This window comes from Ferruginivarius sediminum (assembly GCF_003344765.1).
GTDB lineage: Bacteria > Pseudomonadota > Alphaproteobacteria > Kiloniellales > Rhodovibrionaceae > Ferruginivarius > Ferruginivarius sediminum.
The window spans coordinates 20100-39655 of sequence record NZ_QPMH01000029.1; the positions used below are offsets into that span (position 1 = coordinate 20100).

At 65.0% G+C, this 19556-nt stretch carries 23 protein-coding genes and 1 tRNA gene; 16 read left to right on the top strand and 8 right to left on the bottom strand.

The features are described 5' to 3' along the window. Positions 1-13: 13 nt before the first annotated feature. From yidD to rpmH, 3 genes are read right to left on the bottom strand one after another with little or no spacing between them, the layout of a single operon-like run. The gene (gene yidD, locus DRB17_RS18475) at positions 14-343 is read right to left on the bottom strand and encodes a membrane protein insertion efficiency factor YidD (protein ID WP_114583713.1); all 330 of its coding nucleotides are present in this window, start codon (positions 341-343) and stop codon (positions 14-16) included. Then, positions 343-792: a ribonuclease P protein component gene (rnpA, locus tag DRB17_RS18480; protein ID WP_114583714.1), complete on the bottom strand. Its 450-nt coding sequence runs from the start codon at positions 790-792 to the stop codon at positions 343-345. The genes yidD and rnpA overlap by 1 nt, the downstream gene beginning before the upstream one ends. 29 nt (positions 793-821) lie before the next feature. After that, positions 822-956 carry a 50S ribosomal protein L34 gene (rpmH, locus tag DRB17_RS18485; protein WP_114583715.1) on the bottom strand — a complete coding sequence of 45 codons (135 nt, stop codon included), beginning with the start codon at positions 954-956 and terminating at the stop codon, positions 822-824. Between the two features lie 251 nt (positions 957-1207). Here rpmH and DRB17_RS18490 point away from each other — a divergent pair, with 251 nt between their 5' ends. From DRB17_RS18490 to DRB17_RS18510, 5 genes are all read left to right on the top strand, one after another. Next, a complete protein-coding gene (locus tag DRB17_RS18490) occupies positions 1208-1996 on the top strand; it encodes a TVP38/TMEM64 family protein (RefSeq protein ID WP_241503893.1) in 789 nt (262 codons plus the stop codon). Between the two features lie 17 nt (positions 1997-2013). Further along, entirely contained in the window at positions 2014-3441 is a 1428-nt protein-coding gene (locus DRB17_RS18495; RefSeq protein WP_114583716.1) for a dihydrolipoyl dehydrogenase family protein, read from the top strand. Between the two features lie 193 nt (positions 3442-3634). Then, positions 3635-3826 (top strand): hypothetical protein, encoded by a 192-nt coding sequence (locus DRB17_RS18500; RefSeq protein WP_114583717.1) that lies wholly within the window; start codon positions 3635-3637, stop codon positions 3824-3826. A 154-nt stretch (positions 3827-3980) separates the two neighbouring features. Then, entirely contained in the window at positions 3981-5420 is a 1440-nt protein-coding gene (locus tag DRB17_RS18505) for a sensor histidine kinase (protein WP_114583718.1), read from the top strand. An 89-nt stretch (positions 5421-5509) separates the two neighbouring features. Next, a complete protein-coding gene (locus DRB17_RS18510; RefSeq protein WP_114583719.1) occupies positions 5510-5719 on the top strand; it encodes a hypothetical protein in 210 nt (69 codons plus the stop codon). Positions 5720-5737: 18 nt separating this feature from the next. Here DRB17_RS18510 and aroA read toward each other — a convergent pair whose 3' ends face one another. Further along, positions 5738-7063 carry a 3-phosphoshikimate 1-carboxyvinyltransferase gene (aroA, locus tag DRB17_RS18515; protein WP_114583720.1) on the bottom strand — a complete coding sequence of 442 codons (1326 nt, stop codon included), beginning with the start codon at positions 7061-7063 and terminating at the stop codon, positions 5738-5740. Between the two features lie 178 nt (positions 7064-7241). Between aroA and DRB17_RS18520 the strand changes: the two genes are divergently transcribed. Both DRB17_RS18520 and DRB17_RS18525 read left to right on the top strand, forming a co-directional pair. Continuing rightward, the gene (locus DRB17_RS18520; RefSeq protein WP_114583721.1) at positions 7242-7604 is read left to right on the top strand and encodes a TIGR02300 family protein; all 363 of its coding nucleotides are present in this window, start codon (positions 7242-7244) and stop codon (positions 7602-7604) included. Positions 7605-7780: 176 nt separating this feature from the next. After that, positions 7781-7856: transfer RNA gene (locus DRB17_RS18525), tRNA-Ala, on the top strand. A gap of 90 nt (positions 7857-7946) precedes the next feature. Here DRB17_RS18525 and DRB17_RS18530 read toward each other — a convergent pair. After that, positions 7947-8945 carry a uroporphyrinogen decarboxylase/cobalamine-independent methonine synthase family protein gene (locus DRB17_RS18530; RefSeq protein ID WP_114583722.1) on the bottom strand — a complete coding sequence of 333 codons (999 nt, stop codon included), beginning with the start codon at positions 8943-8945 and terminating at the stop codon, positions 7947-7949. Between the two features lie 170 nt (positions 8946-9115). Between DRB17_RS18530 and DRB17_RS18535 the strand changes: the two genes are divergently transcribed. The 6 genes from DRB17_RS18535 (at position 9116) to DRB17_RS18560 (ending at position 15006) form a co-directional block, all read left to right on the top strand. Then, positions 9116-9562 (top strand): acyl-CoA thioesterase, encoded by a 447-nt coding sequence (locus DRB17_RS18535; RefSeq protein ID WP_114583723.1) that lies wholly within the window; start codon positions 9116-9118, stop codon positions 9560-9562. Beyond that, positions 9546-10604 carry an NAD(P)H-dependent flavin oxidoreductase gene (locus tag DRB17_RS18540; RefSeq protein ID WP_114583724.1) on the top strand — a complete coding sequence of 353 codons (1059 nt, stop codon included), beginning with the start codon at positions 9546-9548 and terminating at the stop codon, positions 10602-10604. Before DRB17_RS18535 ends, DRB17_RS18540 begins: the two co-directional genes overlap by 17 nt. 272 nt (positions 10605-10876) lie before the next feature. Next, positions 10877-12598: a methyl-accepting chemotaxis protein gene (locus DRB17_RS18545; RefSeq protein ID WP_114583725.1), complete on the top strand. Its 1722-nt coding sequence runs from the start codon at positions 10877-10879 to the stop codon at positions 12596-12598. Between the two features lie 168 nt (positions 12599-12766). Next, positions 12767-13312 carry a TetR/AcrR family transcriptional regulator gene (locus DRB17_RS18550; RefSeq protein ID WP_114583726.1) on the top strand — a complete coding sequence of 182 codons (546 nt, stop codon included), beginning with the start codon at positions 12767-12769 and terminating at the stop codon, positions 13310-13312. Beyond that, positions 13309-13638 carry a DMT family transporter gene (locus tag DRB17_RS18555; RefSeq protein WP_114583727.1) on the top strand — a complete coding sequence of 110 codons (330 nt, stop codon included), beginning with the start codon at positions 13309-13311 and terminating at the stop codon, positions 13636-13638. The genes DRB17_RS18550 and DRB17_RS18555 overlap by 4 nt, the downstream gene beginning before the upstream one ends. Positions 13639-13671: 33 nt before the next feature. Continuing rightward, the gene (locus DRB17_RS18560) at positions 13672-15006 is read left to right on the top strand and encodes an MFS transporter (protein ID WP_114583728.1); all 1335 of its coding nucleotides are present in this window, start codon (positions 13672-13674) and stop codon (positions 15004-15006) included. A gap of 26 nt (positions 15007-15032) precedes the next feature. On the opposite strand, the gene DRB17_RS18565 is transcribed toward DRB17_RS18560, so the two are convergent. Beyond that, positions 15033-15731, bottom strand: a complete 699-nt coding sequence (locus DRB17_RS18565) for an SDR family NAD(P)-dependent oxidoreductase (RefSeq protein ID WP_114583729.1) — start codon at positions 15729-15731, stop codon at positions 15033-15035. 420 nt (positions 15732-16151) lie between these two features. Here DRB17_RS18565 and DRB17_RS20050 point away from each other — a divergent pair, with 420 nt between their 5' ends. Next, the gene (locus DRB17_RS20050; RefSeq protein ID WP_147274960.1) at positions 16152-17027 is read left to right on the top strand and encodes a hypothetical protein; all 876 of its coding nucleotides are present in this window, start codon (positions 16152-16154) and stop codon (positions 17025-17027) included. On the opposite strand, the gene DRB17_RS18570 is transcribed toward DRB17_RS20050, so the two are convergent. Beyond that, the gene (locus tag DRB17_RS18570) at positions 17024-17257 is read right to left on the bottom strand and encodes a DUF6471 domain-containing protein (RefSeq protein WP_206607945.1); all 234 of its coding nucleotides are present in this window, start codon (positions 17255-17257) and stop codon (positions 17024-17026) included. The two genes, DRB17_RS20050 and DRB17_RS18570, sit on opposite strands and share 4 nt — an antisense overlap. Before the next feature lie 55 nt (positions 17258-17312). Between DRB17_RS18570 and DRB17_RS18575 the strand changes: the two genes are divergently transcribed. Further along, positions 17313-18278: an IS1595 family transposase gene (locus DRB17_RS18575; RefSeq protein WP_114583730.1), complete on the top strand. Its 966-nt coding sequence runs from the start codon at positions 17313-17315 to the stop codon at positions 18276-18278. 131 nt (positions 18279-18409) lie between these two features. Continuing rightward, on the top strand, positions 18410-18709 hold the full coding sequence (locus DRB17_RS20055; RefSeq protein WP_147274961.1) for a hypothetical protein: 300 nt from the start codon (positions 18410-18412) through the stop codon (positions 18707-18709). A 463-nt stretch (positions 18710-19172) separates the two neighbouring features. Here the strand turns inward: DRB17_RS20055 and DRB17_RS20375 are convergent. Next, positions 19173-19556, bottom strand: a 384-nt coding sequence (locus tag DRB17_RS20375; protein WP_206607946.1) for a hypothetical protein, incomplete at its 5' end; no start/stop codon positions are given.

Below are 19556 nucleotides of genomic sequence, written 5' to 3' on the forward strand. Positions count from 1 at the left end.
CTTCGCCGTTGGTTCAGAAGTTCGCCACGCCCGCCTTCGAGGCGTCGCCACGGTCGCCGCACCCACGCTTCCGGCCGTCGCGCGCGGCGGGTTCGGGCACCGGGTCGTAGCCCCAGCGGCCCCAAGGATGGCAGCGCGCCAGACGCCGCAGGGTCAGCCAGCCGCCGCGCAGCGGCCCGTGGCGCCGCAGCGCTTCGATCGCGTAGTGCGAGCAGCTTGGTTCATGCCGGCACGACGAGGGCGTGACCGCCGACAGGCCCTGGTACGCGTACACCAGCATCAGCAGCGCCGCGCGGAGAATTGCCGCAACGCCCGCCTTCGCCGCCGCCAACGCCTGTGTCATCACCGTTCCCTTTTGTCCCGCCGATGCCCGCAGTTGCCGGGTTCCGGGTTTCCGCGCGGCCGATGGCCGTTCGCGCTCAGCTTGCGGACGGCCGTACGCAGGTCGGCGACCAGATCCGCATACGGCCGCGTCAAGGTCGCCTTCCGCCCAATCACGACATAGTCGTAACCGGGCCGCCCCACCTCGGGGAGAACCGCTCTGGCCGCGGCGCGAAGACGCCGGCGGGCACGGTTGCGTTGCACCGAGTTGCCGACCTTGCGCGAAACCGTGATGCCCAGACGCGCCTGTGGCGCGTCCTCGTTCCCGTCCCCGGCATGGTCCGACCGGGTCTCGGCCGCTTCCTCGCGAGGCAGCGCCTGCACCACGACACCGGGCATGACCCATTTGCGTCGGCCGCCGGCAACCCGCAGGAATTCGGGCCGCTTGGTCAGCCGCCCGACCTCCGTCATCGGCGCGCTTGGGTTCCTCGGCGCGCGGGTCAGGCGCTCAGGCGCTTGCGGCCCCGGCGGCGGCGGTTGTTGAGAACGCGGCGGCCGCCGACAGTGGCCATCCGCGCGCGGAAACCGTGCCGGCGCTTGCGGACCAGCACGCTCGGCTGAAATGTGCGCTTCACAGCAAATACTCCGTTATGAGGCGGCTTTTGCGAATTTGCGTCAGGGGTATAAGCACCGCTACCGCCCGTGTCAACGACGGGCGGCCGGCTACGCGACAGCAGGTGGTATTGTTCGCATACCTATCACAAGTGTTTGAGCAGCGTTTATTTGGCCTTCGTGCGCTCGCTGATACATAGACGGCCGTGCGGGCCGCCCCGGGATAAGGACCACCGCCCGCCAAAGGAATGCCGCGATCCGTTCGGAAATGGCCATGAAAAGCGAAGTTGAACCGGTCCAGCGCCGAGGGGAAGATGCCTCCATGCGCGAGGTGAATGGAAACGGCGATACGAAGCAGCCCGTTCTGCGGCGTCTGCTGCCGGTCCTGATACTGGCATTGGGTTTCGCTGCATTTTTCCTGCTGGACCTGGACCGCTATCTCAGCTTCGAGGCACTGGCGGAACACCGTGACTGGCTGACCGGGCAGGTTGAAGAGAACGCGTTCCTCGCGTCCGCCGGCTATATCCTTGCGTATGCGCTGGTGGCGGCGCTGTCGATTCCCGGCGGTGCCATCCTGACGATCCTGGGCGGCTTCCTGTTCGGAACCTGGCTCGGCGCCGCCTATGCCGTGATCGGCGCGACGTTAGGCTCCGTCGCCGTGTTCCTTGCCGCCCGGACAGCGTTGCACGATATCCTGCTCGAAAAGGCTGGCTCGGCGGTCAAGCGGATGCGGGCGGGGTTCCAGGAGAACGCGTTGAGCTATCTCCTCGTTCTGCGGCTCATTCCGGTCTGTCCGTTCTGGCTGGTGAATCTGGTTCCGGCATTCCTCGGCGTTCCGCTTGGCACCTACACCCTTGGCACGCTGGTGGGGATCGTTCCGGGTTCGCTGGTCTATGCCAGTTTGGGCAACGGGCTTGGCGCCGTCTTCGCGGCGGGCCAAACACCGGATATCGGCATAATCTTCGATCCCGTGATCCTGGGGCCGATCCTTGGCCTGGCCGTTCTGGCGATGCTGCCGGTGGCGTACAAGAAATATCGCGGACGGCGGACATCGCCGCGCTGATAGGGCATATTCGCAATATGAAAAACTCTCGTCTGACGCCGGATCTGTGCATCGTCGGCGCCGGATCGGCCGGTCTTGCCATCGCCGCCGGCGCGCAGCAGATGGGCGCGGATTGCGTGCTTGTCGAACGCGGCAAGATGGGCGGCGACTGCCTGAACTACGGGTGCGTGCCGTCAAAGGCATTGCTGGCGGCGGGCCGGGCGGCGCGCCTGGGCGCGGCCGCGCGCGCTTTCGGGGTGACCTACGATCCGCCGCGCGTCGACTTCCAGGCCGTGCACGATCACGTGCACGGCGTCATCGATGCCATCAAGCCGATGGATTCGCAGGAACGCTTCGAGGGCCTGGGCGTCACCGTCCTGCGCGGCGAGGCGTCGTTCGTCGGCCCGCGCGAGGTGCGCGTCGGCGAGCACAGCGTACGCGCACGGCGCTTCGTGCTGGCCACCGGATCGACCGCCGCCGTCCCACCGATTCCGGGGCTTGCCGAGACGCCTTACCTGACCAACGAGACGATCTTCGATCTGAGCGAGCGGCCCGAGCACCTGATCGTGATCGGCGCCGGCGCCATCGGCAGCGAACTTGGGCAGGCGTTCGCGCATCTGGGCGCCAAGGTATCGTTGATCGAGATGGCGCGGGTCCTGCCGCACGAGGACGAGGAACTGGGCGAGTGCGTGCGCCAGAGCCTGCGCGCCGACGGCGTCGACCTGCACGAGGGCGTGGCCGTGTCCGCTGTGGCCGCGAAGGGGGGCGGCATCGAGGTGACGCTTGAGGCCGATGGAGGCGAGCGCCGGCTGCAGGGGAGCCACCTGCTGGTCGCGGCCGGCCGCCGTCCGGTCCTCGATGGCCTCGGCCTGGAGGCCGCGGGGATCGAGCGGCGCGATGGCGCGCTGGTGGTCGACCGGCGGCTGCGCACGACGAACCGCCGGGTCTTCGCCGCCGGCGATGTGGGTGGCGGGCCGATGTTCACGCACGTGGCCGGCTATCACGCCGGGATCGTCATCAAGAACGCGCTGTTCCGGATTCCCGCCAAGGCCGACCATTCCGCCGTGCCCCGCGTCACCTACACCACGCCGGAGCTGGCCCAGGTCGGCCTGAGCGAGGCGCAGGCACGCGAGCGCGGCGGCGCAATCCATGTCCTGCGCTGGCCCTTCGCCGAGAACGACCGCGCCCAGGCCGAGCGAAACACGCACGGTCTGATCAAGGCCATCACCGACAAGCGCGGCAAGGTGCTCGGCTGCGGCATCGCGGGCGAGCATGCCGGGGAGCTGATCCAGCCCTGGATCCTCGCCATGCAGAAGGGCATGAAGGTCGGCGACATGGCGCAGACGATCGTGCCCTATCCCACGCTTGGCGAGGTGTCGAAGCGCGCGGCCGGCAGTTATTACACGCCGAAGCTGTTCTCCGAGCGCACCCGGCGAATCGTGCGCCTTCTGGCCCGTCTGGGGTAGGCTAGCAAATTTCGCCTGCGTTCTTGCCGGATCCTTCACGCGGATTTGAAAAATTTCGTCCGATCTTTGATTGGCGTCGTGTCCGGGACTCGATGAGACTTCACGTATCGCGCCGTCGAACGCGCGTATCCGACGAGCCGGGCGGCCGGCATGGCCGCCTTGACGGCTTGAACGAAATGACAGGAGGGCTCCCATGTGGAAGAAGACCGCCGTGGCGCTGAGTGTTGCGACGCTGGCCAGCAGTGCGGCCGTCGCGCTGCCGGACGCGCAGGCCAAGGATATCGACACCTCTACCCAGATCGCGGCCTGCAACCCGTGCAATCCCTGTAACCCCTGCAATCCGTGCAACCCATGCAACCCGTGCAATCCCTGCAAGCCCGACTGAACGGATTGACGCGTCACGGGATGATGCGGGTTTGAGCGCCTCGCCGACCGGGGGCAGCGGCATTGCCTGTCCCCGGCGGCCGGGGCCCAGACCGCGGTTTCCGATCCCGGTTCTATGGCGTAAGGCGCCCGGGCTCGTGCTATAGTCCGGTGCCATGAATGCGCGTTCGCTCAATCTTCCGCATGTCGCGAAAGGCCTGTCCGCCCGGTTGCTGGTGCTGACGATATTTTTCGTCATGCTGGCGGAAGTGATGATCTTCGTCCCGTCGATCGCGCGCTATCGCTTGAACTACCTGGAAGAGAAGCTGGCCAACGGCCATCTTGCCATGCTGGCCTTGCAGGCAACGCCGGACCAGGCGGTGGGCGAGGCGATCGAGAAGCGGCTTCTCTCGCACGCCGGTGCCTACTCCGTTGCTTTGCGCGAACCGGGCGAGCGCAAGCTGATCCTGATGCAGGAGACCCCGCAGCGGGTCGATGCCACCTACGACCTGCGCGAGGCGGGCACCTTCCAGTTGATCGGCGACGCTTTCTCATCGCTGCTTGGCCCCGGCGACAGGCGGCTGCGGGTGATCGGCACCTCGCCGCAGGACGGCTCGGCGATGGTCGAGGTGGTCGTCGACGAGGCGCCGCTGTGCCGGGCGATGCTGGCGTTCGGCGAGCGGATTCTGGGGCTGTCGCTCGTCATATCCCTGTTCGCCGCCGCGCTGGTCTATCTCAGCCTGCACATGCTGCTCGTGCGGCCCATGCGCCGCCTCACCGAAAGCATGACGCGGTTTCGCGAGGACCCGGAGGATCTGTCCAACCATATCCGCCCCTCCGCCCGCACCGACGAGGTCGGCGTCGCCGAGCACGAGCTGGCCTCGATGCAGGAGCGCCTGACAGCCGCGCTGCATCAGAAGGCGCGGCTGGCGGCGCTGGGCATCGCGGTCACCAAGATCAACCACGATTTGAAGAACATCCTCTCCACGGCCCGGCTGATCTCCGACCGCCTGTCGGAAAGCGACGACCCGGAGGTGCGTCGGGTGACGCCGACACTGGTGAAGGCGATAGACCGCGCCGTGAACCTGTGCGTGCAAACCCTGAACTTCAGCCGCGAAGGGCCGCCGCAACTCAATCTGACCCGGTTCGACCTCGGCGAGCTTGTCGAGGATGTCGGTTTCGGTCTGCCTGCTTCGGAACACGAGGGCGCATGGCGGAACATGCTGCCCGAGGGCCTGGAGCTGGAGGCCGACCGCGATCAGCTTTACCGCGTCTTTGCGAACATCGGCCGCAACGCCATCGAAGCCGGGGCCAGCCGTGTCAGCGTACGCGGCGAGGAAACCGAGTCGGGGCTGAGCATCCGGATCGAGGACGACGGTCCCGGCCTGCCGCCAAGGGCCTACGAGAACATCTTCCAGCCCTTCGCGGGCACGGTGAAGCAGGGCGGGACCGGCCTTGGCCTTGCCATCGCCCGCGATCTGGTGCGCGCGCACGGCGGCGACATCCGTCTTGAGCAATCGACGGCCGAGGGGACCTCTTTCCGTATCGATCTGCCCCGCCGCCAGCAGCATGGCCACCGGGGTGCGTCGGCAGGCCGCAAGCGTGCGGCGCGTTGACCTGCGTCAATGTCCTTGCCGGCACGAGCCTCTAGCTGTAACAGCCATGGCGTGAAGAGCGGCCATTGCAGCGCAGGCAAGGAGGAAAGATGGGTGTCGTCGGCAGGACCATCATAAGCGGCTTGATCGGCATTTTCGGCCTGATCGCCCTTTACTTCGCCGCGAATGCCAAGGATGGCGGCATCTACTATGGCGGGTTGCTGATCTTCGTGATGGCCGTGGTCTACATCTTCTATCAACTCAAGCGCGGCCTGGACGAAGCCGAGCGCGGGCAGGGGCAGGGAGAAGGCCACGCCTGACGCCCGAAGGGTGCAGGTCTACGCCTCGGCGATATCCGCGCCGGCGGCCCGCATGGTGTCGGCGAATCCCGGAAACGAGGTCTCTATCGGCGCGGCGTCATCGACCGTGACGCCCTTTTCGCTCGCAAGGCCCAGTACCAGGAAGCTCATCGCAATCCGGTGGTCGAGCTGCGCGGCCACGGTGGCGCCGCCGCGCGGCCGGCCGGCCTGGCCGTGAACCGCCAGCCAGTCCTCGCCCGTCTCGACATCGACGCCGCAGGCGGCCAGCCCCTCGGCCACGGCGGCAAGCCGGTCGCTTTCCTTCACGCGCAACTCGCCGACGCCGTGCATCACCGTCCGCCCCTCTGCGCAGGCTGCCGCCATCGCCAGGATCGGGTACTCGTCGATCATCGAGGGCGCGCGTGCGGCCGGAATCTCCACGCCGCGCAAACGGCCGGCGCTGACCGTGATATCGGCCACGCGCTCCCCCGCCTCTTCGCGCTCGTTCTCGAACACGATGTCGGCGCCCATCTCCCGCAGCGTCGTGAACAGGCCGGTGCGGTGCGGATTCATGCCCACAGCCGGGACCCTCAGGCGCGAGCCGGGGATCAGCAGGGCGGCGACGACCGGAAAGGCCGCCGAGGATGGATCGGCGGGCACGTTCACGCGGCGGCCGGTCAACTCCGGCTGCCCGGTCAGGCGTGTCAGGCGCCCGGTATCGCTCCGCTCGACGGCGATTTCGGCGCCGAAGGCGCGCAGCATCAGCTCGGTATGGTCGCGCGTGTCCTGCGGCTCCACCACCTGCGTCTCGCCGGGCGCGGACAGGCCGGCCAGCAGCACCGCCGACTTCACCTGCGCCGAGGCGACGGGAAGCTCGTAATGGATCGGCAGCGGCTCCGCCGTTCCGGTAATGGCAAGCGGCAGGCGTTCGCCGCTGCGCGCCGTCACCCGCGCGCCCATCTGGAGAAGCGGTGCAACAACGCGGTTCATCGGGCGCCGGCGCAGCGATGCGTCGCCGGTCAGGAACGCCGTGATCGGCTGACCCGCGAGCACGCCCATCAATAACCGCGCGCCGGTGCCCGAGTTGCCGAGGTCCAGCACCTCGGCCGGCTCCCGCAGGCCACCGACGCCGCGGCCCCAGACGTGCCAGGCGTCGGCGCCTCGCTCGATCGTTGCGCCGAGGTGCTCCATCGCCGAGGCGGTGGCCAGGACGTCCTCGCCCAGCAGCATGCCTTGAATCGTGCTTTCCCCCACGGCGAGCCCGGCCAGCATGAGCGCACGATGCGAGATCGACTTGTCGCCCGGAACGCGGCATTCCCCGGCAAGCGCGGGCGAGGGCTTGGCTGTCAGCGGACGCGGGGGCATCGTACTCACGTATGGCTCCTTCCAGGGCGTGCGGGGCAGGAGATTGCCGGCAGGGTTTTTTGTGTGGTCGCGCGGCGAGGGTCAATTACCTTTTGACAGTTCGCCCCGCCCCATGGCAATTGCCTTCGCCCGGTTACAAGCCCGCGCACGCGCGTGGGGGAACGAAAGGGAGACAGCCGTGCCAAAGCCGGAGTGGGGCAAGAAGCGTCAGTGCCAGTCCTGCGGCACCAAGTTCTATGACATGCAGCGCTCGCCGATCGTCTGCCCGTCGTGCGGTGCCGAGTTCGATACCAGCGAAACGCCGACGCGCTCGCGGCGTAGCCGTTCGGCGGCTCGCAGCCAGCCGCGCGAGGCGGTGGCCGAGAAGGCGCCTGCCGCACAGGCCGAGGAGCCCGAGGCCGCCGAGGAGACGGAGGAGATCCATGAGTCCTCGTCGGAAGAAGGAGGCGACGAGAACTACGATATGATCGAGGACGTCTCTGAACTTGGCGAGGAAGAGGGCTTCGACGTCCAGGGCGAGGAGGACGAGGAAGGCCGCTGATATACCGATGCGGCCGGCTGTCCACGTCCGGTCGCGTGTCGTACCGGGGGCGATATCGCGGCGCCGTGAAATTGCTGCCGCGCCATGCGATTTCCCTCTTGTCAGAGGGGCCGGGGATGCTTAGTTTCCCGGCCTGACGCCGCCGGGCGGATCCGCCCGGTCGGTTCTCCCACGGTGGGGCCGTAGCTCAGCTGGGAGAGCGCTACAATGGCATTGTAGAGGTCAGGGGTTCGATCCCCCTCGGCTCCACCAATTCTTCTCTTTTCCGAACCATAGACGCTTGAGCAGACGCCGGATGTCCGGACCGGCGGCGCGGCGTTTGGAATGCGGGCACGCGCTGTCCTAAACCGCCCGCGCGGCGGCAACCATTGTCTTCAGCTTGTCGCGGGCCAGCGTGGCGGGAAGAAGGTCGAGCGCCGCGTCCGGCCCGGCCATCAGGCGGTGCGGGTCGATGTGGTCCAGCGCCGCGCGCAGGCGGTCGCGGATCGCGTCCACCGTTTCCAGGTTCGAGGCCGCGACGTCCAGCACGCCCAGCACGACCGTCGTTGCCGTGAAGGCCTCCAACAGTGACAGGTCGTTCGCCCGCCGCGCGTCGGCCAGCGCCACGGCATCGATGGGCGCATCGGCCAGCGCCTCGGCAATCGCCGCATAACCGGTATCTTCCGAGCCCTGCGAGTCCGGCTCGTCCAGCGCCGCTGGCGCCGCGCGTGGCAGGTGGACGAAGCGCGTCACCCCCTTCGGCACGCGGTGAAAGCAGCGCGCCAGATTGTCCACGCCGAAGGCCACGGCCCATTCCGGCGCGGTGAGGAAGCGCGGCTCGTCAATACGGATCCAGGGGCAGCCCGCGGCGGCCAGATCTCGGATTTCGTGGTTCAGCGCATCGCCCAGGGCGGCACAGAGCGCGCGTTCGTCGCCGTAGACCTCGTCCTCGATGAAGCCGGCAAGGGTCAGCGGGCCGGGCAGGGCAAGCTGCACCGGCCTGTGCGTGGCCTCCTGCGCGGCGCGCCAGTCGTGGCGGAGGTAGCGGTGGCCGGGCGCTATTGGGCGGCGCAGGCGAGCCAGCGGGACCTCCTTTTCCTCGTCTCCCTCGTCCCGCTCCAGCGCTCTGACATCAGGCACCTCGACCCCGCGCAGGTGGCGCAGCGTGTCGAAGACGGGATGGCGACGGTGGAGGCCGCCCTCGTCGAGGATATCGATGCCAAGCTTATCCTGTTCGTGCACCGACGCCTGCGTCGCCTCCATGACGTCCGGGTGCTCGTCGGCTGACGGTTTTTCCGCCGAACGCGCGGCACTTTCCGTGGCGGCGGGGCAGGGGCCGATGATGGCGGTGCGGCACGGCATGGTCGACTCGGGCTCTATGCTGGCGTTTCAGGTCGTGCGACCTAATCGCAGCTTGCCGCCGCCTTCAAGCCCTGCCCGGCGGCCGCGCCGGTTCTTGCGCCTGCGATTGACAGCACAGCTGCCCGGATGCATTGAAGATGCGGTTTTCGCGATTGCGAGATGGAGCCGACGTGAGCGAGCAGCAGCCCACCACCCGCGCGGACTATCCGCACTTTCTCACCATCCCCACGCGCTGGATGGACAATGACATCTACGGCCACGTGAACAACGTGGTTTACTACTCGTACTTCGACACGGTCATCAACGAGTACCTGATCCGCGCCGGCGGGCTGGATATCCAGAATGGCGAGGTGATCGGGGTCTGCGCGGAATCCAGCTGCCGCTACAAGGCGGCCATCACCTTCCCCGAGCCGGTGGAGGCGGGGCTGCGTGTCCCGCACCTGGGGCGGCGGTCGGTGCGCTATGAGATCGGGCTGTTCAAGCAGGATCGGGAACAGGCGGCGGCGGAGGGTCATTTCGTCCACGTCTTCGTGCCGCGCAACGAGATGACGGCGGCGGTCGCCATTCCCGAGGGCATCCGCGAGGCGTTGGAGGCGATCCGTGTCGACGCGGCCTGACCTGGGCGGACGCCTGGGCATCCGCCTGCCGATCCTGCAGGCGCCGATGGCCGGCGGCGCCACGACGCCGGAGCTTGTGGCCGCCGTCTCGAACGCCGGCGGCCTGGGCGCGCTGGGTGCAGGCTACATGCAGCCGGAGGCGATTGCCGAGGCGTGCCGGGCGGTCCGGCGGCTCACCGACAAGCCGTTTCAGGTCAACCTGTTCGTCCCCGACAGCGGCCCGAACGAAGGTGCGCCGGCAGCCGACGCGAACGCCGCGCTGGCCCCGTTCCGGGCCGAGCTCGGGCTGCCGGAGCCGGAGATCGCGAACCGCTTCGCGCCCGACTTCGCCCGACAGGCGGAGGCGGCGCTGAGCGCCGATGTGCCCGCGTTCTCCTTCACCTTCGGTATCCCCGACGAGGCTATCCTGCGCGCCTTCCGGGAGAAAGGCGTCACGGTGATAGGCACCGCCACCACGCTGGCGGAGGCATTGACGCTGGAGGATACCGGCCTTGTCGACGTCGTGGTCGCGCAGGGTATGGAGGCCGGCGGCCATCGCGGCACCTTCCTTGTGGATTACGAGCAGGGGCTGGTCGGCTTGCTGCCGCTGCTGCAGGAACTGCAGGCCAAGCTTCGCCTGCCGGTGGTCGCCGCCGGCGGCATCATGACAGGGCAGGGCATCGCCGCCGCCATGAGGGCCGGTGCGGGGGCCGCGCAACTGGGTACGGCCTTCCTGACCTGCGACGAGTGCGGCATCCCGGAGGTTTACAAGCGCACACTGGAAACCGGCCGCGACGACGGCACCGCGCTGACCCGCGCGTTCTCCGGCAAGCCGGCACGCGGCCTGCGCAACCGCTTCATCGCCGAGATGGCGGAGGCCAATCCGCCCATCGCGCCCTATCCGGTGCAGAACACGCTGACCAAGGACATCCGCGCGGCCGCCGCCAGGCAGGGCCGTCCGGAGTTCCTTTCCCTCTGGGCCGGTCAGGGCGTCGCCCTCTGCCGCCGCCTGCCCGCGTCGCAACTGATGGCGGCACTTGAGCGCGAGATGGCCGCCGGCTGACGGCGTCACCAGTTTTCTTGTCAAAAGTTCGTGCGGTGATGCACGTTCGCAATCCATGCGGCCGTGCGGGTAGGGTATGTCTTGCGATTTATTATTACATTTAACCTCACCAATTTGCCCAAAACCAATAAGGTACAAAAATAATTCCATAATTTTGAAGGCAAAATCTATGGATTGAGAGTTATCGCATTATTAACGAAAGTTTTACTTCAAACAAATAACCGGACAAGAGGATATCTAGACCTGAATTATACCTATGAGGGCGGCGAACCATGCGGTCGAACAAACTGAAACTTTTCGATGGCGGACAGTATCGCGTCGGTACGAAAATCATGGCGGTAGTCGGGGTGCTGGCAATTGCCGCCGTCGCGATCGCGGCCGGCGGGGCGTGGTCGTTGAATCGGGTCAGCTCGGCGGCTGAACGGATCAATCTGACCGCGGTCGAAGCCAAGCTCGGCGCGCGGATGAACCAGGACATCGTGGAACTGAACCGGGCCGAGTATCGCGTCGCCGTCGATCCGGATGTGGTCGACGATGTGCGCGCGGAGGTCGACGCACGCCAGGCGGCATTCGAGGAGCGCCTCGCTGCCGCGCGGGCCAGCGCCAGCGGTAAGCAGGCCGCGAAACTGGAAAGGATTACGGAGGCCTATGCCGCCTACATGGCCGACTTTCGGGAGACCCTGAAGACGGCGGCGCGGCAGGACAGCGTCGCCCTCGACGCGTCGCGTGAGGAAATCCTGCACTCCGTCCGTGAAAGCCGGCAAAGCGCGCGGGAGCTTCGCGACATCGTCTCCGGCTATGTGGATTCGACCGACCGGAAGGGCGACCGCGTCGCCTCCGTCGCGGAGGAAACCGCCGAGCGTGTACGGACAGCGATGCTCGTCGTCGCGCTTGCGGGCATTCTGGGCGGTATCCTGCTGGGTCTGACGATCTCGCAAAGGGGTGTCGTCAACCCGCTACGCCGGTGTGTGGGCGCCCTGAAGGGGCTTGCCGAGGGTAAGCTGGATACCGAGGTCTATGGCGCCGACCGGGGGGACGAGATTGGCGAGATCGCACAGGCGATGGCGGTGTTCAAGCAAACCTCGCAAGAGGCCGAGGACCTCAAGCGCCGCCAGGAAGAGGCCGAGCTGCGCGCCGAGGAGGAGAAGCGCCAGCAGATGAACCAGCTCGCCGACCGCTTCGAGGCCGAGGTCGGCGAGGTCGTGGAAACCGTCGGCTCCGCCACGGAAGAGTTGAATTCCACCGCGCAGTCCATGGGCGCGATCGCCGAGGAGACCAGCCGCCAGTCCCAGACCGTCGCCTCCGCCTCGGAGCAGGCCACGGCAAACGTCCAGACCGTCGCCTCGGCGGCCGAGGAGTTATCGAACTCCATCGACGAAATCAGCGGACAGATCGCCCAGTCCAGTCAGAAAGCGCGCCTTGCCCGGGAGGAGTCCGAGAAGGCGAGCTCCCAGGTCCAGGCGCTCGTCGAGGCGGGCGACAAGATCGGCGACGTCATCCAACTCATCAAGGATATCGCCGAGCAGACGAACCTTCTGGCGCTCAACGCGACCATCGAGGCCGCGCGCGCCGGGGAAGCCGGCAAGGGCTTCGCCGTCGTGGCGCAGGAGGTCAAGCAACTGGCCGAGCAGACCACGAAGGCGACCGACGAGATCTCCGGGCGCATCTCGAAGGTGCAGGGCGAAACCAAGGAAGCCGTCGCCGCCATCGAGCGTATCGAGCGCAGCGTGAAGGAAATAGACGAGGCGGCATCCTCCATCGCCTCGGCCATCGAGGAGCAGTCCTCGGCGACGCGCGAGATTACCCGCAATGTCAACGAGGCCTCGACCGGCACGCAAGAGGTCAACAAGAACATCTCCAGCGTCAACCAAGCCGCGGGCGAGGCGGGTACCGCCGCGGAGCAGGTCGTCTCGGCTGTCGGACAGCTTGGCGAGCAGTCCAGCGCGCTCCGGGCGAAGGTCAGAACATTCGTAGAGGAAGTCCGGGCAGCCTGATAGCGCTTCCCGCAGAGCGGCTTCAAGACCCGGCGCCGTCGCAATCATGCCCCCTCTCCTCCGCGTCGGGCGGAGAGGGGGCGAGGGCGCTCCCGGCAAAGCGGAACAGCATTCTTCGTCACAACATATCCACTTGACTATACCGTCTGGACGGTTCACATATTCGGTATGACGCAAGTGGACACAAAGCAGCAGATTCTGGAAGCGGCCGGGCGGGTCGTGCTGGCGCGCGGCGTGACGGGGCTGACGCTGGAGGCCGTGGCGGAGGAGGCCGGGCTCAGCAAGGGTGGGCTGCTTTACCACTATGGCTCGAAAGAGGCGTTGCTGACGGCCATGGTCGGCCGGCTGGTCGAGGTGACGGAAGAGCGCATCGACGCGCACCGGCAAAGCGACAGCGCGCCGGGAAGCTGGACGCGCGGCTATTTACAGGCGTGCTTGACCGACGGCATCCCGGCGACCGATCCGACGGGCCGGCTGGCCGTCGCGTTGCTGGCCGCCGGCGCCACCGACCCGGCGCAACTGGATGAGGTGCGCGAGCGGCAGGAGGTTTGGCAGGCGCGGCTGCATGAGGACGGCGTCGATCCGGTCATGGCGAACATTGTCCGTCTGGCCGCGGACGGGCTCTGGATGAACGATATCTTCGGCATTCCCGCCCTTTCGAAGGACGAGCGGGCGGAGCTTCTGGCGCGTTTGGAGGCGCTGACGCGGCAATGATGTCCATCGGGTCCTACGTACTGCTCGGCCTCGCGATTATAAGCGAGGTCGTCGCCACCTCGGCGTTGAAGGCCTCGGACGGGATGACGCGGCTGTGGCCAAGCTTCCTTGTCGTGGGCGGCTACGCCATCGCGTTCTACCTGCTGGCGCTCACCCTGAAGACCTTGCCGGTCGGCTTCGTCTATGCGATCTGGGCCGGGCTTGGCGTGGTCGGCGTGGCGCTGACGGGGGCCGCCTTCTTCGGCGAGAGTTTCACGCCGATCAAGCTGGCCGGCATCGCCCTCATCATCGGCGGCGTCGCGCTCGTCAAGGGCAGCACCGCCTAGCTTTCGTGACACCTCTAGGCGCCGGAGGGGCGGATGGCCTCGACCATCGCGACGCGCGTATCCCGGAACGAGACGGTCAGCGCCGCCTGGGGCGTCTGGTCGCTTTTGATCGGCATGGGCCTGATCATGCTGGGCAACGGCCTGCAGGGCACGCTGCTGGGCGTGCGGGCGTCGGGCGAGGGCTTCGGCGACAGCGTCACCGGCTTCGTCATGTCGGGCTATTTCATCGGCTTCCTGGCCGGCTCGACCATCACCACGCGCGCGGTGCAACGGGTGGGCCACGTCCGCGTCTTCGCGGCGCTCGCCTCCATCGCGTCCATCGCCATCCTGGTGCACAGCATCTTCGTCACGCCGCTGGTCTGGGGCCTGATGCGGGTGATGACCGGCTTCGCCTACGCCGGCCTCTATGTCGTGACCGAGAGCTGGCTGAACGATCGCGCCACGAACGAGCTGCGCGGGAGGTTGTTCTCGGTCTATATGGTGGTGAGCTATCTCGGCATGGGCGGCGGGCAGCTTCTGCTGAACGTGTCCGATCCCGGCAGCCACGATCTTTTCATCCTGGTTTCGATCATCGTTTCGCTGGCCCTGGTGCCGATCCTGCTGAGCGCGACGCGCCAGCCCGACAGCGCCACGCCCGAGCCGCTGAGCATGCGCCAGCTTTACCGCATCTCGCCGCTGGGCACGGTGGGCTGCTTCGCCACCGGCATCGCCAACGGCACGATCTTCGGCATGGGCGCGGTCTATGCGCGCACCAGCGGGCTGACGGTGTCGGAGGTGTCGATCTTCATGGGCGCGCTGATCGTCGGCGGCGCCATCTTCCAGTGGCCGATCGGCAAGCTCTCCGACCGCATCGACCGGCGCAAGGTGATCACCGTCGTGGCGCTCTCAGCCGCCGTGCTGGCCGCCGCTGCCGTCGCCATGGCGCGGGTGTCGGACACCGGGCTGCTGCTGCTTGCCCTGGCGCTGGGCGGGACCGTGCTGACGCTCTATTCGCTGTTCATCGCCTATACCAACGACCACCTGGAGCCGCGCCAGATGGTCGCGGCCAGCAGTGGCCTAGTCCTTGCCACCGGCATCGGCGCGATCCTGGGGCCGTCGACGACGGGCCTGGTGATGGACTTGACCGGGCCGGACGGCTTCCTGTGGTATCTTTCGGCGATCCATGTCGGCATCGCTGCCTTCTCGCTCTACCGCATGACGCGTCGCGCCGCGCCCACGGCGGAAGAGCAGTCCAGCTACGTCGTCACCGCCACCCGCACCTCGCCGCTGGGCAGCGCCTGGGTCGAGGAGGCGGCGGGCGAGGAGGGCATCCTGCCCGAGGAGCCCGGCGAGGACGAACCGAGCAGCGGGCGCGATCTGGAGGATTGAGGACCGCGCCCAGGGGCGACGGGACGCTAGAACGTCTCGACCCAGGGGCGCAGGTCCATCTCGTGCGTCCAGGCACTGCGCGGCTGCTGGTGGAGTTGCCAGTAGGCCTCGGCGATGGCTTCCGGCTTCAAGAGCGCGTCGGCCCCGCGTTCGCCCTCGCTGTGACGCCCGCCGCGCGTCTCGTTCTGGATCTGGCCGTCGATGACGGTGTGGGCGACATGGATGCCCTGCGGCGCGAACTCCCGCGCCGTCGACTGGGCCAGCGCGCGCAGGCCGAACTTCGGCACGGCGAGGTTCGCGAAGTTCTTCCCGCCGCGCAGCGAGGCGGTGGCGCCGGTGAAGATCAGCGTCCCGCGCCCGCGCGGCAGCATCGCGCGCACCGCCGCCTGCGCCACATGGAAGCCGCCCAGGCAGGACGCCCGCCAGCAATCCTCGAAGGTCGCGGCGTCGATATCCAACAGCCCGCCGGGGCGGAATGCCCCGGCGTTGAAGACCACCAGCTCCGGCGTGCCGAGGTCGCGCGCGACGTCCTCGAACAGCGTCTCCACATCGGACTGCCGGGTGGCGTCGCAGGCATAGGCGCGCCCGCCCACCTGACCCGCCAGGTCTTCCAGCTCGTCCTTGCGGCGGCGCGCGGCGGCAACCTTCAAGCCTCCCTGCGCGAACCGCCGGCACAACGCGGCCCCCAATCCGGGCCCGGCTCCCACGACGACGGCGACGCTCATTACGGTTCTCCCTGTGCGTTGCGTTTACGAAGCTCTTCCCGCGACGCTAGGCCCGCCAGCGGAGGGAGGCAACACATGGCGGGCACGCCCAATCGCCGCCCTGTAACATCATGTTGACGGATGATGACGTTTGCATACGGTAACGGAAATTCCCGCGGCGGTGTCGGTTTCTGGTTCATGCATCGCTTCCGTTGGTTCGTCGTGCAAAGTCGGACGGGCAGCGTAGCGGGGCTTGTCGGATAGGTCAATATTCCTAGTTTTATGCTTCGTTAATCCAGCGCCAATGAAGGTGACGCGGAGGCACCCCTCTGGCTGCCTGACGGCAGCCTGTCTTCCACACAGGGGGGAGACGACTGATTTTCCGGCCTTCTGTAGCAAGCACACCTACAGATCACGCTCCAACCGATTGGAGGGCACGCCATGAGACGTGACACGAACGGCTGGACAACCTACAGTGCGGCAATGGCCAGTGAACCGCCGCATATCGTCTTGAACCTTGACCTTGAGCAGCCGATCGAGCTAAGCGATTTTGTGGCTGCGTTTACATCGTTATCTGGCCAATATGAGCAGTATATTCGTCAGAATTATCCTAATCTAAAGTCTGAATCGCAGATATATATCAAACAAGTGCGAGAAGGTTCTATTGAGGCTGATCTTGTCCCGTGGATTTATATGACTGGTGCTGCATTACTGCAGTCAATGGACGCAGCTATCATTGTTGAGGATTTTGTGCGCAGGTATGGAACGCGGTTAGGCTTTTATTCTAAAGAAGGAGGCCGCGATCCCGAGGCGAAAAAATCAGACTTGAAGGACTTTATGGATGGCCTGTCTGGTGTTGCGCATGATCCAAATGGTAAAATAACGATCCAAGCTGCTGAATTTGAAGATAGTGAAAAGAAAATACGAGCAAGCGTGCGATTTGATACCAGCGCGGCTCGCACCACAATGCAACAAATTGAATTTCACAAAAACGAATTAGATTCCAGCCAACACGTCGATTACCCGCGTGTGTTAATGACATTTAAAAGATCTGATGTCGGTGATGTCGAATTGGGTAAGCGTAGCGGCGAACGCGTGATAATAGAAAGTATATCGGAAAAAGATTTGCCGTTAATATACGCGTCAGATATGGTCGAAGAGCGGATAAAGCATGAAATTCGCGATACTCGGGACAATATATACTACAAAGGATTTAATGTAGATGTGAACGTTGAAACCCGTGCAGGAAGGCCAATCGCCTACAAAGTTACAAACCTTCATCAAATCGTGGATTTGCCCCACGATGATGAAAGCTAATCATCTAGGCGAACTGTCGATACTCCCATTGCCACAAGACACTGAACAAAAAACACAGCCGTAAAGCCGCCCCGGCTGAGCTTATTCGCGATATTCCGTTCGCTCTCGTGCACACCAAGCTCCACCAGCCGGTCCACGAGTTGCTTGTAGGTCATATTCCGGCGCTTTAGCTCCGCCTTGATAATCCCGCTCACCTTCTGGTGCCACTCGTCCCGTTCCGGCATTGCCATATTTCCGTTCCCGTGACGAAGATCAACATATTCGATAGAAACCTCATTGACAACGATGGCCCAACATTTCCTCCTCTCCGCCCAGGCCCGCACGCTCAGCGTCGCCAAGGTGGCGCGCATGAGCGATGACGAGGCGCGTGCGACGTTCCGGGCCATCCGTCGGGCCGAGACGGACGGCGAGCCGTTCTGCCCACGCCGCGGCTGTCTGGCGGTCTATGAGTACGCCTCCCGCCCAATCTTCAAGTGCAAGGGCTGCGGCCACCAGTTCTCCGATACCAGCAGCACCATCTTCGCGAGCCGCAAGCCCGCGTTACGCGACTATCTGCTGGCCATCGCGCTGTTCGTGAACAGCGCCAAGGGCATGGCCGCGTTGCAGCTCAGCCGCGATCTGGACGTGCAATACAAGACGGTCTTCGTTTTGGCGCATAAGCTGCGCGAGGCCGTGAGCGCGGAAGCGACCGACGCCAAGCTGTCGGGCGAGGTCGAGATCGAAGGTGCGTATTTCGGCGGTTCGATCCGCAAGGAAAACAAGGCCGAGGAACGCGTTAACCGGCGCAAGAAGGAATACCAGCAGACCGGCAAGCGCCGCTCCGGCGTCGTCATGCGCGAGCGCACGGGCCGTGCGCTGCCCTTCGTGTTCCGGGGCGAGGATGACTCGGTCCCGACCATCCGCGAGCGTGATCTGGACGGCGCCCATGTGTTCGCTGACGAGGCGTCAGGATGGGACGAGCTGCACGCCTACTATAACACGAGCCGGATCAACCACAGCATCGCGTTCAGCGATGATGGCGTGTGCACGAACCAAGCCGAGTCGTACTTTGCCCGTCTGCGCTGTGCCGAGATCGGCACGCACCACCACATCAGCGGTCGCTATCTCCATGCCTACGCGACCGAGATGGCATGGCGGGAAAACTATCGCCGCGAGCCGAACGGCGCGCTATATCAGCTTGTCGCCTCATCCGTGATGGCGCATCCGCTGTCGCGACAGTGGTCGGGATATTGGCAGCGGGCCGCCTGTTAACAGGTTGTAAGGTCTCGGCTTTCAAGATGGTAACCCTACTGAGACATATGGGGAACGTGTGACAAGGCGTCTTTGGGGATTCACAGGCACCCCATAAAGAGCTACATTTCCCTCAATGCTGGGAGGGCGACATGGCACACGCAGATTACAGAAAGGTGCGCGAAGCCGTTGAACGCGTCGTTAGAGAGCGTTTTAACGATGTCCGTATCGTATCTGTTGACGTAACGCCTGACCTTGATGAGGATGGCCAGCGTATCTTGATGATCGATGTGGTGTTTAGCGCTGACAAAAAGCACCTAGATTCAAGAAAGACAGTTGGTCTGACGCGACATGTCCTGCCCAAGCTGCATGAAGTGGATGAGCCTGGGTTTCCTGTTTTTTCCTTTATTGCCGATTCTGAAATGAGGAAGAGCAAGACTGAAGCCGCGTGATTTTTTAGACACCGCTCGCCATCTTCTTGATGTACGGAGCGGAAAGCCAAAACAAACGAACCTGCGTCGCGCTACCAGCACAGCATACTATGCGATGTTTCACTGCTTAGCGCGGTGCGGGGCCGACTTGCTTGTCGGCGGCCGGTCCTCTTCTCGTAGCGATGAGGCTTGGCATCAAGTCTACCGAGCCCTAGAGCATAAGTTCACAAAAAATGCATGCACTAATGGCGAAATCATAACAAAATTTCCCAACGAAATTCAGGAATTTGCGCAGCATTTTGCCACGATGCAGGTAAAGAGGCACAAATGTGATTACGATCCAAGTATTATTCTACACAAGAGCTCTGTTCAGCAAGACATTTTAGATACAGAAGCTGTTATAGATACATTTAGCTCTGCGGAAATAAAAGACCGCCGCGCATTTGCGGCATATGTCTTGTTTCGCACGCGAAAGGATTGACGATCAAGCAAGCCACCACAACATCTCTCGCTTCGGCCCCACCTCCGACCGCACCCGCCCCTTGGCCCGCAAATCGGGGAGCTGCCGTGCCGTGCGCTGCGCCATATTCCTAACCTCCTTGTTATCCGTCGTATCCATGCCCCGCCTGTGCATGACGATATAGGCCAGTTCGCGGGTCGTGAGCGGCTCTTCCGCGTCCCGTAGCGCTTCGCGTATGTACAATGTCACTTTACCCTTCTGGCGCGGCATGAAGAGCTTCGGCTTGATCGCCTCTAACAGGACGCTGAAAAACCCGGCCGAGGCGCGCTCAACCGTTGGATTTTCGGGCGGCGATGTCTGAGCGCGGGCTGGGATCGAGGGCGTTGCATTCCCGGCGGTGGTGGAATG

Coding starts and splice junctions, on each gene's coding strand:
- yidD (WP_114583713.1), bottom strand. CDS start 343: ATGACACAGGCGTTGGCGGCGGCGAAGGCGGGCGTTGCGGCAATTCTC.
- rnpA (WP_114583714.1), bottom strand. CDS start 792: ATGACGGAGGTCGGGCGGCTGACCAAGCGGCCCGAATTCCTGCGGGTT.
- DRB17_RS18490 (WP_241503893.1), top strand. CDS start 1,208: ATGAAAAGCGAAGTTGAACCGGTCCAGCGCCGAGGGGAAGATGCCTCC.
- DRB17_RS18495 (WP_114583716.1), top strand. CDS start 2,014: ATGAAAAACTCTCGTCTGACGCCGGATCTGTGCATCGTCGGCGCCGGA.
- DRB17_RS18500 (WP_114583717.1), top strand. CDS start 3,635: ATGTGGAAGAAGACCGCCGTGGCGCTGAGTGTTGCGACGCTGGCCAGC.
- DRB17_RS18505 (WP_114583718.1), top strand. CDS start 3,981: ATGAATGCGCGTTCGCTCAATCTTCCGCATGTCGCGAAAGGCCTGTCC.
- DRB17_RS18510 (WP_114583719.1), top strand. CDS start 5,510: ATGGGTGTCGTCGGCAGGACCATCATAAGCGGCTTGATCGGCATTTTC.
- aroA (WP_114583720.1), bottom strand. CDS start 7,063: ATGCCCCCGCGTCCGCTGACAGCCAAGCCCTCGCCCGCGCTTGCCGGG.
- DRB17_RS18530 (WP_114583722.1), bottom strand. CDS start 8,945: ATGCCGTGCCGCACCGCCATCATCGGCCCCTGCCCCGCCGCCACGGAA.
- DRB17_RS18545 (WP_114583725.1), top strand. CDS start 10,877: ATGCGGTCGAACAAACTGAAACTTTTCGATGGCGGACAGTATCGCGTC.
- DRB17_RS18550 (WP_114583726.1), top strand. CDS start 12,767: ATGACGCAAGTGGACACAAAGCAGCAGATTCTGGAAGCGGCCGGGCGG.
- DRB17_RS18555 (WP_114583727.1), top strand. CDS start 13,309: ATGATGTCCATCGGGTCCTACGTACTGCTCGGCCTCGCGATTATAAGC.
- DRB17_RS18560 (WP_114583728.1), top strand. CDS start 13,672: ATGGCCTCGACCATCGCGACGCGCGTATCCCGGAACGAGACGGTCAGC.
- DRB17_RS18565 (WP_114583729.1), bottom strand. CDS start 15,731: ATGAGCGTCGCCGTCGTCGTGGGAGCCGGGCCCGGATTGGGGGCCGCG.
- DRB17_RS20050 (WP_147274960.1), top strand. CDS start 16,152: ATGAGACGTGACACGAACGGCTGGACAACCTACAGTGCGGCAATGGCC.
- DRB17_RS18570 (WP_206607945.1), bottom strand. CDS start 17,257: ATGGCAATGCCGGAACGGGACGAGTGGCACCAGAAGGTGAGCGGGATT.
- DRB17_RS18575 (WP_114583730.1), top strand. CDS start 17,313: ATGGCCCAACATTTCCTCCTCTCCGCCCAGGCCCGCACGCTCAGCGTC.
- DRB17_RS20055 (WP_147274961.1), top strand. CDS start 18,410: ATGGCACACGCAGATTACAGAAAGGTGCGCGAAGCCGTTGAACGCGTC.